This is a genomic window from Streptomyces sp. NPDC006385, from assembly GCF_040612485.1.
Taxonomy (GTDB): Bacteria; Actinomycetota; Actinomycetes; order Streptomycetales; family Streptomycetaceae; genus Streptomyces.
In genome coordinates this window covers 215,613-229,618 of the sequence record NZ_JBEXQG010000003.1, presented here as the reverse complement: position 1 = coordinate 229,618, position 14,006 = coordinate 215,613, and the positions used below count along the sequence as shown (strand labels likewise).

The 14,006-nt window shown below is 69.8% G+C and carries 13 protein-coding genes; 5 read left to right on the top strand and 8 right to left on the bottom strand.

Features of this window, described 5'->3' with window-relative positions; all coding sequences use genetic code 11:
• Nucleotides 1-40: 40 nt before the first annotated feature.
• The 8 genes from ABZ078_RS03725 to ABZ078_RS03690 form a co-directional block, all read right to left on the bottom strand.
• On the bottom strand, nt 41-880 hold the full coding sequence (locus ABZ078_RS03725) for an enoyl-CoA hydratase/isomerase family protein (protein ID WP_356571245.1): 840 nt from the start codon (nt 878-880) through the stop codon (nt 41-43).
• Nucleotides 877-2,124, bottom strand: coding sequence for a cytochrome P450 (locus ABZ078_RS03720; protein WP_356571243.1), 1,248 nt, complete (start codon nt 2,122-2,124; stop codon nt 877-879). The genes ABZ078_RS03725 and ABZ078_RS03720 overlap by 4 nt, the downstream gene beginning before the upstream one ends.
• 89 nt (nt 2,125-2,213) lie before the next feature.
• Nucleotides 2,214-3,590: a cytochrome P450 gene (locus tag ABZ078_RS03715; protein ID WP_356571241.1), complete on the bottom strand. Its 1,377-nt coding sequence runs from the start codon at nt 3,588-3,590 to the stop codon at nt 2,214-2,216.
• An 8-nt stretch (nt 3,591-3,598) separates the two neighbouring features.
• Nucleotides 3,599-4,159: an ATP/GTP-binding protein gene (locus ABZ078_RS03710; RefSeq protein WP_356571239.1), complete on the bottom strand. Its 561-nt coding sequence runs from the start codon at nt 4,157-4,159 to the stop codon at nt 3,599-3,601.
• Between the two features lie 5 nt (nt 4,160-4,164).
• Nucleotides 4,165-4,551 carry a DUF742 domain-containing protein gene (locus ABZ078_RS03705; protein ID WP_356571237.1) on the bottom strand — a complete coding sequence of 129 codons (387 nt, stop codon included), beginning with the start codon at nt 4,549-4,551 and terminating at the stop codon, nt 4,165-4,167.
• Entirely contained in the window at nt 4,544-5,371 is an 828-nt protein-coding gene (locus tag ABZ078_RS03700) for a roadblock/LC7 domain-containing protein (protein ID WP_356571316.1), read from the bottom strand. Before ABZ078_RS03700 ends, ABZ078_RS03705 begins: the two co-directional genes overlap by 8 nt.
• Nucleotides 5,372-5,391: 20 nt before the next feature.
• Nucleotides 5,392-6,498, bottom strand: a complete 1,107-nt coding sequence (locus ABZ078_RS03695) for an ATP-binding protein (RefSeq protein WP_356571235.1) — start codon at nt 6,496-6,498, stop codon at nt 5,392-5,394.
• A 374-nt stretch (nt 6,499-6,872) separates the two neighbouring features.
• The gene (locus ABZ078_RS03690) at nt 6,873-8,762 is read right to left on the bottom strand and encodes an NAD-binding protein (protein WP_356571233.1); all 1,890 of its coding nucleotides are present in this window, start codon (nt 8,760-8,762) and stop codon (nt 6,873-6,875) included.
• A gap of 641 nt (nt 8,763-9,403) precedes the next feature.
• On the opposite strand from ABZ078_RS03690, the gene ABZ078_RS03685 reads away from it, so the two are divergent.
• From ABZ078_RS03685 to ABZ078_RS03665, 5 genes are all read left to right on the top strand, one after another.
• Entirely contained in the window at nt 9,404-9,613 is a 210-nt protein-coding gene (locus tag ABZ078_RS03685) for a hypothetical protein (RefSeq protein ID WP_356571231.1), read from the top strand.
• 227 nt (nt 9,614-9,840) lie between these two features.
• Nucleotides 9,841-10,638 carry an SAM-dependent methyltransferase gene (locus ABZ078_RS03680; protein ID WP_356571314.1) on the top strand — a complete coding sequence of 266 codons (798 nt, stop codon included), beginning with the start codon at nt 9,841-9,843 and terminating at the stop codon, nt 10,636-10,638.
• 319 nt (nt 10,639-10,957) lie between these two features.
• Nucleotides 10,958-11,422: a hypothetical protein gene (locus tag ABZ078_RS03675; RefSeq protein WP_356571229.1), complete on the top strand. Its 465-nt coding sequence runs from the start codon at nt 10,958-10,960 to the stop codon at nt 11,420-11,422.
• Nucleotides 11,423-12,212: 790 nt separating this feature from the next.
• The gene (locus ABZ078_RS03670; protein WP_356571227.1) at nt 12,213-13,337 is read left to right on the top strand and encodes a PP2C family protein-serine/threonine phosphatase; all 1,125 of its coding nucleotides are present in this window, start codon (nt 12,213-12,215) and stop codon (nt 13,335-13,337) included.
• A gap of 34 nt (nt 13,338-13,371) precedes the next feature.
• Nucleotides 13,372-13,908 carry a MarR family transcriptional regulator gene (locus tag ABZ078_RS03665; protein WP_356571225.1) on the top strand — a complete coding sequence of 179 codons (537 nt, stop codon included), beginning with the start codon at nt 13,372-13,374 and terminating at the stop codon, nt 13,906-13,908.
• The last annotated feature ends 98 nt before the right edge of the window (nt 13,909-14,006 follow it).

Sequence of the window (14,006 nt, the reverse complement as noted above, 5' to 3'; positions counted from 1 at the left end):
CCGTGAACGGGTGGGGGATCGACTGCCGAGAGCTCGTCGGTCAGCGGGGTTGGGTCAGTTGAGCGGCGAGGAGGTGGGAGTCGAGCAGGGCGGTGTCCGTGGTGCGGGCGGCTTTGGCGTAGCCGGCGAGCATGCGTTTGGTCAGCAGGAGGGCCTGGGGGGAGCGTCGGGCGAGGGGCTTGGTCCAGGTGGTGATGGCTTCGTCCAGTTCGTCGAGCGGGGCGACCTTGTGCAGGAGGCCGAGGCGATGGGCGGTGTCGGCGTCGAAGTCGTCGCAGGTGAGCATGAGTTCACGGATCCGGGCGGCACCGGCCTCCGTGATCAGACGGCCCATGGCGCCACCCCAGGCGGGGGCGAGTCCGATGCCGATCTCCGGCATGCGGAAGCGGCAGCTGTCCGCGCCCGCGCGCAGGTCGCAGTAGGCGGCGAGCGCGAGGCCGGCGCCGATGACCTTGCCGTGCAGCCGGGCGATGGTGACGGCGTGGGTGTTCTCCAGTGCCTGGCACACCCGGTGGGCCTTGTCCGCGAGGCGCCGCAGCGTGGTCCCCGTGGGGTCGTCGGCCAGCGCGTCCTGGTACTCGCGTCGGTCGGCTCCCAGGCAGAAGTCGTTGCCCAGGGACGAGAGCACCAGGACGCGTATGTCGGGCTGGTCATGGAGATCGTCGAGGACGGCTATGAGCGCGTCCAGGACCGCCGCGCTCAGGACGTCGTCCTGTCCGGAGGAGTTGAGGAGGACGTGGAGGACGGAGCCGGTACGGTTGAGGGCCAGGGGGGCCGGGGCGGGGGTGGCCTCGGGGGCGTGCGCGGGTTCCGGGGCGGGGGCGGGGACGGACGCGGCGGCGGGGACGGACACGGCGGCGGGGACGGTTGTTGAGTTCATGCCAGTTCTACATCCAGGTTCAACATGCGGCGGAACGCCACCCGGGGCGCCTGCGCGGGGCGGCGGACCAGGGTGAGTCTCGGCAGACGGGCGATCATGCGGCGAAGAAGGGTCTGTGCTTCCAGCCGGGCCAGCGGGGCTCCGAGGCAGTAGTGGATGCCCCAGCTGAACGCCAGGTGGCTGGGGTTGCGGTGCGGGTCGAAGGTGTCGGGGTCGCTGAACCGGGCGGGGTCGCGGTGGGCGGCACCCACGATGAGGTGGACCATCTCGCCGGCGCTGACCTCGGTGTCCTCCAGGACGGTGTCCTGGGCGGCGACGCGGCTGATGACGTGCGTGGGAGGGTCGTAGCGCAGGGCCTCCTCCACGAACCCGGGCACGAGGTCCGGCTGTTGGGCGAGCAGGTCCCAGCGGCCGGGTTCCTCGACGAGCAGGAGCGTCGTCGTGGACAGCAGGGTCGCGGTGGTCTCCAGGGCGGCCAGCAGGACGAACAGGCTGAGGAAGTAGACCGCCTCGTCGGCCTTGTCCTGGTCCGGTTCCAGCTCGTCCCAGGTGCGTATCCACCGGGAGACGGGATCGTCGCCGGGATGCTTGCGCCTCTCGCGCACCAGGTCGAGGAAGTAGGCGCGCAGTTCGGCCATGGCGGCGTCGGAACGGGCCAGCTGGCTGGCGTTCGGGAGGAGCTCCTGGGTGAAGACCTGGTCGTGGGTCAGTTCCCGCAGCCGGGGCCAGTCGGCGCTCGGCAGTCCGAGCCAGTCGCCGATGGTGGCGACGGGGAGTTCCTCGCTCACCAACGCCGCGAAGTCGGCCTCCCCCGCGTGCAAACGTTCCTGCAGACGGTCCAGCAGCCGGTCGACCACCTGGCTGACCCGGCGGCCGATCTGGTCGATGGTGGTGCGGTCGAAGGTGCCCGCCGACCGGCGCACCCGGGTGTGTTCAGGGGGGTTGAGCGCGGGCAGGGTGCGGCTGATCTCCCGCGAGGAGGGGGCGCTCCACCGGGTGCGCGCACCCTGCCGCTCACGCCATTGGGTGTCCGGTTCGAGCCAGGTAGAGCTGCGCAGCACCTGCTCGCAGGTGGCGTAACCGGTGACGAGTAAACCGCCCCAGGGCGCGGGGCTGACTTCGCCGCGCGCCCTGAGCTCCGCGTAAATGGGGAACGGGTTGGCCTGTCCTTCAGCCGTACGAAGACGGGAGAACAGGGAGATGGCGGCGCGACGTTCCGATGTCGGAGTCGTGACACTTCCCACGATGACGGCTCCTTTCTGTCAGCCGCCATCCGTACCCCTCCGATGATTGAAACATCCAATGACACTGTGTTCTCACAGGGTTACTTACGTCACTCGCCATTCATCCAGGCTCGGAAGCGGCTGAACAGACCGCCCTTGGGGCGCGGCGCGGCATGGGCCGGCCGGCTTGCCGAGCCCGGCTGCGGGACGGCGGCGGGCGACTGCTCCGGCTGGGCGGAGGACGAGGCCGCGGGCCGGGGATTGGCCGCGGGCGGCATGGTGCGGGGGGTGTACCTGATGGGCACCGTCACCAGCGAGCGGCTCCAGGGCGTGGCCACCCATGCGAGGTCCTTGAAGGGGACGCGTATCTCGACGTCGGGCAGCCGGTTGAGCAGGGACTCCACGGCAGTGGTCGCGATCATGAACGCCGGATCCTTGGCCGGGCAGGCGTGCGGGCCGGCACCGAAGGCCAGGTGGGCCTTGGAGCTGAGCTGTTCGCGGTGCTCGGTCAGTTTGGGGTCGGTGTTGGCCGCTGCGAAGGAGATGAGGACCGGGTCGCCCGCCCGCAGGGTCCGGTCGCCCAACTCGATGTCCTGGGTGGGGTAGTGGGCCGCGTAGTTGGCGATCGGGGCGTAGTTCCACAGGGTCTTGACGACCGCGTCCTCGACCGGCATGCCGGTCGGCCAGTCGTCGCTGAGGTACAGCGCGGCGCTCGTGCCGATCGAGGCCGTCAGGGGCGCGGTTCCGCCGGAGAGCAGGGTCACGAGCTGGTGCAGCACCTCCTCGTCGGACAGCCGGGCGGAATGCACCATCAGCCGGGTGGTGAGGTCCTCGCCGGGCTGCCGGCGCTTGAGGGCGATCAGTTCGGCGAGCGCCCCGGCCAGGATCTCGTCGGCACCCGGGGTGCCCTGGAAGATGCCGCTGATCCCGACGATGACACGGTCGCCGAGCTCCGGCGGGCAGCCGAACAGGTCGCCGAAGACCAGCAGGGGCAGCGGCTGGGCGTATGCGGCCATCAACTCGGCCTGGCCGAGGGTCTCGGAGCTGAAACGGCTGATCAGGTAGTGGGCCGACTGCTGGGTCAGCCTGACGAGCCGGCTCTGGTCGACGGTGGCGAGGCTGTCCGTGACCGCCTGCCGCAGCCGGGCGTGCGCCGCGCCGTCGCTGAACAGGGCGTTGGGGCGGTAGCCCATCATGGGCAGGGCCGGACTGTCCTCCGGTACCCGCCCTTCGTTCAGGGCGTTCCAGCGGCGCGAGTCCCGCAGGAACAGGGACGGGTTCTGCAGGATGTACAGGCTCGCGTCGTAGCTGGTCACCAGCTCGACCTCGACCCCCGGGGCGATGTCGACGGGGGCGCTGGGCCCCCTCTCGCGCAGCTGGGTGTAGGTGCGTTCCGGGTCGGAGCCGAACTCGGACCCGTACAACGGGACGTTGCCGTGCGCGGGGCAACCGGCTGGTGTCCCGGCGGTCTCGAAGGGCTGTTGCATGCTGGCTCCTAGCCGAGTGAGGACAAGAGGTGCTTCACGAGGGTGATGAGTGCCTGCATCGAGGAGTCCTGGTCACGGACGTCGCAGTCGATGACCGGTGTCTCCTCGGAGATGTTGAGTGCCTCGCATACTTCGGGCAGCGGGAAGCGGTGTCTGCCGTCGAAGGTGTTGACCCCGATGACGTACGGCAGGCCGAACGCCTCGACCAGGTCCAGGATGGGGAACGTCTCCTCCAGCCGCTCGGGGTCCACCAGGACCAGCGCTCCCAGCGCTCCTTTCGACAGGCCCTCCCACATCTGTTTGAACCGTTCCTGACCGGGTGTTCCGAAGATGTAGAGGACCAGGTCCTCGCTGAGGGTCAGACGCCCGAAGTCCATCGCCACGGTCGTGGTCGTCTTGTCCGGGGTGTCGGAGAGGTCGTCGAGGCCCTCGCTGGCCTCGGTTATCTCCTCTTCGGTCTGGAGCGGCTCGATCTCGGAGACGCTTCCGATGTATGTGGTCTTCCCGACCGCGAAGTGGCCCACGACCAGGACCTTCACGGAACGGGAGACGTCGGGATCCAGATACACGGGGATTACGCTCCGGTTCGTATGCGCATCAGGCCGTCGAGCACGGCCGTCAGCAGGACGGGGTCATGGCGTTCGGCATGTGGCACCGGATTGCGCACATGGATCAGTCCGTCCTCGGCCATCTGGGCCAGCAGGATGCGCACGATGCCCAGGGGCAGATGGGTGTGGGCCGCGACCTCGGCGACCGAGAGGAAGCCGTCCGCGATCAGGTCCATGACCGCGCGGGCTTCCGGAGCCAGGGTGCGGGCCGCGGCCGAGGCACCGTCCTGGGCCGTGATCATCGTGGTGTGCTCGTACTCGCTGTCCCGGGGCAGCGCGCGTCCCCCCGCGATGATGAAGAGGGGGACTAACGGGGCCGTCAGCTCCAGCTCACTGGACGGGTCGTCATGCATCGCTGGCCCTCTCTCCGTGCGCGACCGGCTGCGAGACGAGCGCGGGCATCGCCTCACCCAGACGTGTGGTGAACTCCTCGATGTCACAGGCGTGCTCGGCGGCCGCCGCCAGGTAGGCGCCCTCACCGGCCGCGATCAGGAACACCCAGCCGTGCTGGAACTCGATGACGGTCTGGCTCCACTCGTCGTCCTGGGCCCCGCCCGCGAACGGCGCGGTCGCCCGGCTGTAGGCGTGGATGCCCGTCATGGCCGCCGAGATCGTGTCCGCGAGATCCCTGCCGACCCCCGCGCTCGCCCCGCGCGGCAGGCCGTTCGCACCGAGCAGCAGAGCGTGCAGGGCACCCGGCACCGAAGCCACCGCCTTGTCCAGCTCGGCGAGTACGGCGACGGACCTGTCCGCTTCGTCATGCTGCGCCGGACGGCTGTCCCCGGCCTGGGCCGCGTCCCCGGCGTTCACCCGCGGCGGGGCCGTGAGGTTGGTGCCCAGCCGGGCCACCAGCCGGTTCATACGGAACGAGAGCTGTTCCATGTCGACGTCGGGCTCCGCGGCGGCCGCCAGGTAGGCGCCCTGCCCGGCCCCGATCAGGAACACCCAGCCGTGCTGGAACTCGATGACGGTCTGGATCCACTGCCGGTCCCGCGAGGGTCCGGCGAAATGCGCGGTGGCCCGGCTGAGCGACTGCATCCCGGCCATGGCCGCGGAGATGGTCCGCACGTCGTGGCCGGTCAGGCCGTCCGTGGCCCCGCGCGGTATGCCGTCCGCGGACAGCACTACCGCGTGCCGTGCCCTGGGCACGTTGTCCACGATGTCCTGGACCATCCAGGACAGGTCTGTCGTACTCATGTGTTGTCCGACCCTCCGGGCGTGGGGGCGTCGAGGGAGGCCACGTCACGTGCGGTCTGCGTGCCGCGTTGCAAGGCGGCCAGGCTGCCGACGCCACGCCGGACGCTCCGCCGGGTCGGCTGTTCCGCCGGGGTGGAGGCACTGGTGGGTGACATACGTGTCCCGCGCTTCGGCAGACCGCCGGCCGTACGCGCCGGCTTGCCGGCCTCCACCGGCCGGATGCTGCTCACGGGCGCCGTCGAGGCCGGCGGCTGGGTCTCCTCCATGGTCCACAGCTCCTCGGGCAGCAGGACGACGGCCCGTACGCCGCCGTATCGGGAGACGCCGGTGACATCCACCTGGAAGCCGTACTGGCGGGCGATCAGCCCGATCACCGGGAAGCCGAACTTCGGCTGGGTGCCCAGCTGGGACAGCCGGGGGACGTCGTCACCGGACAGCAGCGCGCTCGCACGCTGCCGGTCCTCGTCGCCCATGCCGACGCCGGCGTCGTCGATGACGATGCACAGGTTCTTCTGGGCCTGGCGGAACGTGACCTCGATCGGCGCGTCCGCCTGGGAGAAACTCGCGGCGTTGTCGAGCAGTTCGGCGACGGCCAGGGCGACCGGTGCGACGGCGGAGGCCTTCAGCGCGATGCCGCTCGGCTGCATGATCTCGACCCGCTGGAAGTTGCGGATCTGGCTCTGGGCGCTGCGGACGACGTCGTAGACGCTGGCGGGCTGGCTGCGGCGGCCCAGCGGAGCGCCGCACATGACCGCGATGCCCTGGGCCTTGCGGGCCATCTGGGCGTTGGCATGGGTGATGTCCATCAGGTCGGCGAGGACGGGGTGGCCTCCGTACTCGCGCTGGACACCGTCCAACAGCATCGTCTGCTCGGCCGCGAGGCTCTGCAGGAAGCGGGCGGCCCCCTTCAGGACCGCCTTGGTGTTCTCCTCGGCGGCCTGCCCCGCTTCGCGGATGACCTCGTTCTGTTCGTCCCGGAGCCTGGTCAACTCCGCGTGGGCGCGGCCGAGTTCCTCCTCGCTGTATCGCAGCCGCGCCTCCAGCGCGGCCTCGGACTCCCTCTTCTTCTTGCTCAGGCCTCTGCTGCGGAGCACGAGTGCCACGACCGCGGCTATGGCTATCACCGCTATCGCAGCCAGGCACCAAAGAAGCGCGTATTGAGTCATGGAAACCTTTCCCGGCGCGTGGCATGCGGGCGCCAACGAGTACGCCTCGCAAGGATCCGCAACCCGTCCAGGGGACTGCGCGGCGGATTGGGTGAGAGCTCACCGCGCTCAGGTGCTGAGCCTGAGCAAAAGTGGATCAAGGTCGCAGACGGCGGAATGCTATCACCGTCAACCGCGGGGCCGGAGGTCACTCCTCCGCTTGACCCGGTCAACAGGTCTGAAATTGTGCGCTGTTGACGTGGACTGGCCAAGAGGCCCTCTCGGTCGAGAGATCTGGCGAGGCCCTGCCGACGAGGAGGGGGGAGCCGGCCTCAGGTGTCCGAAGGCCGCGCCCGGAGCTGTGGCTGCCGGCCGAGGAGTTCGGCCAGCCCCTGTCGGGTCGTGGCGAGTACCACCCGGTCCTGGGGCCGCAGGACGTATCCGGGGTGGAGTTCCCATACGAGTCCGGCGGGGCGGTCGGTGCCGTCGTGCGCCGGGGTGGCGGCGAGGTCGGGCAGCCGCTCGCCCGGTGCCGCGGTGTCCAGGGCGATGACGCGCCAGGCCCCGGGCCGGAACGACTCGGCGATGGTGCGCCCTTCGAGCTGTGGATGTCCGGCGACGTCGAGGGCGGCGAAAAGCAGCACACGGCGTTCGACCGGGATGGCGCCCAGGATCTGGCGGCCCATCATGGCTCCGGCGAAGGCCGGGGCCGCGAGGGTGGAAACGCTGCGGCTGCGGGTCAGGGCGCGGGGGTGGGCGGCGCGCAGGGTGCGGTAGACGGCTGCGGCGAATTCGTCGTCGTACAGACGCAGCGCCACCCGCAGGTCGGGCTTGACCGAGCGGGCGTACAGGGCCGCTTCCAGGTTCGTGGTGTCGTTGCTGGTCAGGGACAGCAGGGCGTGCGCGCGGTGGATCTTGGCGGCTTCCAGGACGCCCTCCTGGGTGACGTCCCCGAGGACGACCGGCATGCGCAGGCGGCGGGCGAGCGGGATGCCGCGCGCCTCGGGGTCCTCCTCCACGCAGACCACCGGGATCTCGAGCTCCCTCAGCCGGGCCAGCACGCGGGTACCCACCTTGCCGAGGCCGAGCAGGACGACATGGCCGGACAGTCCACGCGGCGGGCGGCGTAGCGCGGAGGCGGTGCGGAAGGTGCCCAACGCTTCGAGGACGGCCGCGAGCAGGACGGGCAGGAGCAGCAACCCGGCCAGGCCGGCGAGGAGTTGGAGCACCTGGCGGGCGGTGGGCTTGTCGAGTGCCGGGTCGTTGATCGCGAAGAGGTCGAGCAGGGTGAGGTAGGCGGCGTGCAGGGGGCGGTCGTCAGTGAGCAGCCCGTTCGCGACCGCCAGGCCCAGCACACAGCCCACCAGCACGGCCAGCGACCAGCGCAGCCGGCGCGAGAACAACGAGCCCAGCGGAACCCCCCGCCCGGCCAGGCGTCCCGGCGGGGTGGCGGACCCGGTGTGCGCGACGGTTTCGAGGACCACCATGCCCTGTCCCGTGGCGGCGGCGACCGTGCCGTCGTCGGGCAGCAGCATCGGCCCCTCCTGGCCGCTGGCGTCCGAACCCTCCGCGCCCGCCGGGTCGTTGGTGGTCGACGACAGCAGCGCGAGCGTGCACAGGCCGGGATCGGCCCGCCGGCCGCGGCCCGGCGGGGTGCGCTCCACGGCGCGCAGCAGCAACCCGTCGGCCTGGACGACCTTGCTGGTACCGGCGACGGCGGTGGCCGCGAGGGCGGGGGCTGCCGTGTCGGCGTCGGACAGGATGGTGGTGGAGGTGTCCAGGGCTTGCGGATCCAGGCCGGGGACGGCGAGTGCGGCGGCCTGGTCGAGGAGTTCCTCGAGATGCTGGCCGAGCTTGCGGTTGTAGAGCCGGATGACCAGCCGCAGCCGGGGGTTGAGCCGGCGGGCCGCCAGCGCGGCGCGGATGTTGGTCTCGTCGTCGTCATGAACCAGGGCCAGCGCGGCGGCCTCCCGCACGCCCGCCTCGGCCAGGGTGGCCTCGTCGAGCACGGTGGCCTCGACCACGTGGGGTGCGCCGAGATCCCCCTCGCCACCGTTCATGACCGCCTGCACCCGGTCGAGCAGGACCGAAGCGCGCGCCCATCCAGCCGCGACACCGGTCCGTTGCGCGTTCGGGACGACGAGGGTGACCCGTTCCCGGTACACCGTGGTGAGTTCGGCGGCCAGCCGCTCGGCGAGCGCGTCGTCACCACACACGATCATGTGTCCCGGACGCGGAACTCTTCGCGTGGGCTGGGGGAACACGACCATGCCGTACGACACCTCCGGTCGGGCGAGAGGGAAGGAGCGAAGCCGCACACACCTGGCCGAGCGTGCCACGGCGAGGCCGGCCACGAACACGACGTGCCGCGCCTGGCGCCGTTGGTCAACTACCAGAAAAGGACGGGTCGTTGACCGCGGACCGGCACTGCTGCGGACTACCGCACCGACGCCGATGCCCATGACCAGCCCTCTGAATCGACGACGAGACTTCTCTCAAGATCGCCGACCATGCCTCCCGGTGAACCATTACGGAACCCTACGGGCGCTCAACGCGGCGCTGACAGGTCCTTGACGCGCACTCTTGGTGGTCCGCCCATTGCCGGACTCCAGCATAGTGTGCTGTGTATGACCTGCTGGGCGCGGTGCGGTTGGCTCCCTCAGCCGGAGCACGACGCAGGACGTCACCACCGCCACCGGACTGCCCGCCTTCGCCGAGTCCGGCATGGAGGGCATCGGCCGGCTCCGGGCGTGCGTTCGGCGGCGCAGCCGCACGACGATGATGAGGGCGAGCAGCACCGCCACGTTGATGGTCACGATCACGTGCCCGGACCTCCCGTTAGTCCACAACTCCCCTGCGAGCAATGGGCGACTCCTGGTGGGCGCTGAGCTGGCTGCGGGGGACGTACTTCCCGCTGTCCGTCACGGACGTCGACACCGAGGCCGGTACCGCCCAGGGCGTGCGGATGGTCTCCACGACCCACGTCACGGTGGAGCTCACCGAGGACCAGGTGGAGGCGGTCGGCCTGCCGCCCGGTCACGGCTACCAGGTCACCGGGATGCTGCTCGATTGATCTCGTCCCGCCAGGCGACGAAACTCTCGTCGGCCTTCAGCCGTGTACGTCAAGGACTTTGAGTTTCTGTCAGGATCTGCGAGTGCGGCCAGTAGCGTGTGCGGTTGAGGTGCTGCCCGGCCGCAACGATGTTCCGAAGCGCCCTCTGCTGGGCAGAGGACGTCCTCATGCAGGTGCCTGAGTGCGGCCATCATGCGCCGCCCATGACGACGGAGGAGTTGAGCACCATGTCGAACCCGCAAGGCCCGGCGATCCGGACCGATATCCCTCATTCGGCGCGGATCTGGAACTATTGGATGGGCGGCAAAGACAACTACGAGGTCGACCGCGTCATCGGCGAGTCAAGTCTGAAGATCGACCCGGATATCGCGACCATGGCTGTGCAGTCGCGCCAGTTCCTCGTCCGCGCGGTGCGCTACCTGGCTAGCGAGGCCGGGAGCCGACAGTTCCTCGACATCGGCACTGGCCTGCCCACGATGCAGAACACCCACGAGGTTGCCCAAGGCGTGGCACCGGACTCCAAGATCGTTTACGTCGACAATGACCCGTTGGTGCTCACTCACGCACGGGCGCTGTTGACCAACACCACCGATGAGGGGGTCACGAACTACATCGACTCGGACTTCCACAATCCCGAGCAGATCATCTCCGATGCCCGCAACGTCTTGAACTTCACCCAGCCGATCACGGTGATGTTCATGGGAGTGCTGGGGCACGCCCGTACCTACGACGACATGCTGCGCATCGTACGCACCGTCATGGACGCGGTGCCCTCAGGCAGCCACCTGGTCCTGTGGGACGGCACCACTGACAGCCAGGCTTACGTGACCCTCTGCGAGGAATACGCCAAGACCGGCGGGGTCCCCTACTACCCGCGCACTCAGGACGAAATCCACGCCGTCTTCGACGGCTTCGAGTTCGTCGATCCAGGCTTCGTTCCCATTACCGAATGGCGCCCCGAACCCACCCAGGTGGGTGTGAGGCGACCCATCTCCGCCTACGGTGGCGTCGCGCGCAAACCCTGACACTTTGGTGTGATCATGTGCGCCGCGACCTGATGCTGCCCGCCGTACCACAGCCGCTGCGCCCCGCGGGTTCTGTGCGGCGTCACCGCACGGTGGAGCGCACGCGGCGCATTCACGGCTCTGGGACCAGATCGTCCGGGACTCTTGGGCCGTCTCTGTCTCAATCGATCTGATCGCCGCAGGTCACAGCCCTGACCTCAGACCAGATCGTTTGAGACGGGACACGGGTCTTCGGCCTCGCCTGGCCTGGCCTGTCTCTGGCGCGTTCGCTTCACCTGCGTGCGAACGGTCGTGCAGCGATACGGCGAGAATGCTCCTCATGCAGAACAACGACGAGGACACAGAGCCAGTGGACGAGACGCGATTGTCCGACGAGGAGGCTGAGGAGCTCTCCAAGCTGGTGAGTGACCTGACGGGGCTGATGGTCTCGGTGAAGGTCGAGGCGGAAACCCCCGTAGCGGGAGCGGCCGTCCGGTTCGCTGAGCGGATTCGCGCAGAACTCGAGCAACCGGACTGCCGCATCCAGGAAGACAACGACGGTGCAGACGCGGTGTTGGGACCGATCAGCGGGGACGCCGACGACCCCGGGCCCGCGTTGAGAGCCGCGATGACCGCTCTCGGTGGCAACTGGGGGGATGTCACCGTCACGACGAACATCGCGGGACCTGTGCACTACGTCGTCCGCGCCGCCGAACAGAGCCCGGACAAGGCCGGTGCCACACGGATCCATCTATGGGCGGCAAGCGCATGGGCACTCGTCCGCTACGCCGAAGAACACTCGTAAGCTCCTGCGCGCCGTGCCATGACAGGCAGCACGCTGACCAGCGGCGGGCCCGGTCCAACTTCGGTGGCAAACGGTCCAGGTTCACCGTCACAGACACTGCGGCTCGGTGGGACGCCCTCCGTTGGGAGGAGATCGGCGCCCTACGGGTGCAGGCCGACGCGATGACGGTGGCGGTGGTGGAACTGCAGGGCGTGGCCGCCGCCAACCGCCTGCTGTGGGAAGGCTCGGCTGAGCGCGCACGGTCGTTCCTGCTGGCCACGCTCGCATTCTTCGGCGGCGCTGCCCAAGCCCGGATCGCCGCCGCCACTGAGCAACTGCTGGGCGCCTGTGGGGACGTGGAGAACACCGAGCGCCTGGAGGCGGCCCTGGAAGCGTTCGGGCAGGCCGTCCGTGCGTCACCGCCCCGCGACTGTCCTGGTGGGCGCGGCGCCGGGCGGCGCGGGCGGCCTCGTAGGATGCGAAAGCGCCCTGTCCCCGGCACCTGGAAGACACCGCGGGATTTGCCGACAGAATCCGCTCCGTCCGGGGCGTCACGCGCGTTGGCGGCCGTACCGGCGTTGTCCGTCGGCGGCGTCGAGTCGCACGGAGGGAGTGGGGGGCGATGCGGTGCGGTATCTCTGTGCGCCATGGTGGACTTCCTCGGTCGGTCGAAGTCGGCTCCATGCCTCGATTGGGTAAAGGGTCAGGGTGGGAGTCGTCGCGTCACCGTCACCTTTGCATAGCCTGAAGGTGGGGGAGGGGCGCCTGGGCAGGGCGGCTCTCCAGTGTTGTGACACCGCTGGAGTACGCCATGACCGCGAAGAAGCCGCCATCGAGCTCAAGGGTGTTGTCGGGCATGCCGGTCATGGCGATGGCAGGCGTCGCGGTCGTGGACGTGGTGGCCGGGCCGGGGGTGGGGCTGTTGCCCCTGGTGTCGCTCGGGCCCGCCTTCGCCAGCCTGCTCGGCGGATGGCGCCGCACCGCCCTGATCGGCGTGGCGGCGCTGCTGCTGTGCGTGGGGCTCGGCCTCTACAACGGGTTGTTCCAGGAACGCCGGGGCTTCGCGGCCATGGGGTCGGTGGCGGGCGTGACCGGCATCGGTATCGCGGCGGCCGTGATGCGCTCGCGCCGGGAGGCGGAGCTGGCCAGTGTGCGATCGATCGCGGAGGTCGCGCAGCGGGTGCTGCTGCGGCCGGTCCCGCTGACCGCGGGCCCGCTCCAGGCGGCGGTGTCGTACACCTCGGCTGTCGCCGAGGCGCGCATCGGCGGCGACCTGTACGAGGTGGTGGCCTCCCCGCACGGCATCCGCGTGATCGTCGGGGATGTGCAGGGCAAGGGGCTGGCCGCGGTGGAGACGGCCGCCGTGGTGCTCGGCGCCTTCCGGGAGGCCGCCCACGACGAGCCGGACCTGGTGGGGCTCGGCGAGCGCCTGGAACGCAGTGTGGCCCGGGAGTTGGAGGGAGAGAAGTTCGTCACCGCGATCCTCGTGGAGATCGGCTCGGACCAGGAGGCGGTCCTCCTCAACTACGGCCACCCTGCCCCGATGCTCGTACGCCGTGACGGCGGTGCCGACTTCCCGCAGCCGCCCTCCTATTCCCTCCCGCTGGGCCTGGGCGCCCACGGCGGTGAGGGTCCCAAGCCCTACCGGGTGGGTTTCGTGCCGGGGGAGCAACTGCTGCTCTACACCGACGGGGTCACCGAGGCCCGTGACGAGACCGGCCGCTTCTATCCGCTCGACGAGCGCGCGCACCTGCTGAAGGATCCCGACGCGCACCGCGCGTTGGAGGCGCTGCGTGAGGACCTGGTCCAGCATGCCGCCGGGCCGCACCATGACGACGCCGCGATGCTCCTGTTGCGCTATCACGGCCATGAACACGGTCATGAACACGGCCATGAACACGGTCATGAGGAAGGAAAATCTGGCCCCACCGGGTGAGTGAGCAGGGAGTTCGGCACGGTAGAAAGGACGCATGCCGGAGCGAGAGACGCCTCCAGGGGCCACGGACGATGTCGATGCGGTCACCCGGGCGGTGCTGACCGCGTCGCGCCTGCTGGTGGCGGTCTCGGCCCGGTCGCTGGCCGAGGTCGAGGAACGGGTGACACTGCCGCAGTTCCGCATGCTGGTGGTGCTGTCCACGCGCGGGGCCACCAAGCTGGTTGCGCTCGCCGACCTGTTGCAGGTGGCGCCGTCCACGGCGATGCGGATGGTCGACCGGCTGATCGCGGCCGGGCTCGCCGACCGCAAGGCGAACCCCGACAACCGCCGCGAGACCCTGCTGCAGCTCACCGAGGAGGGACGGCGCACGGTCGCGGACGTCACCGCCCGGCGCCGCGCGGAGATCGCCGCGATCGTCGAACGGCTCACGCCGACGCAGCGGCTGGCGCTCATCGAGGCCCTCGCTGCTTTCAACGAGGCCGGGGGAGAGCCCCTCGCCCCGGTGTTGGACGCTGCGGAACCGCACCCGCTCGGCTGGGCGGTCGACGTCCCTGTGGCGCGTGACGCCTGACGCGGTGTCGGCCACTGTTCTGGGCGTCACTTCTCCGCGGCCCGCACGTTTTGCATAATGCAAGGGAATGGTGAAAGCGGCCTGCTGCCCGATCCCGG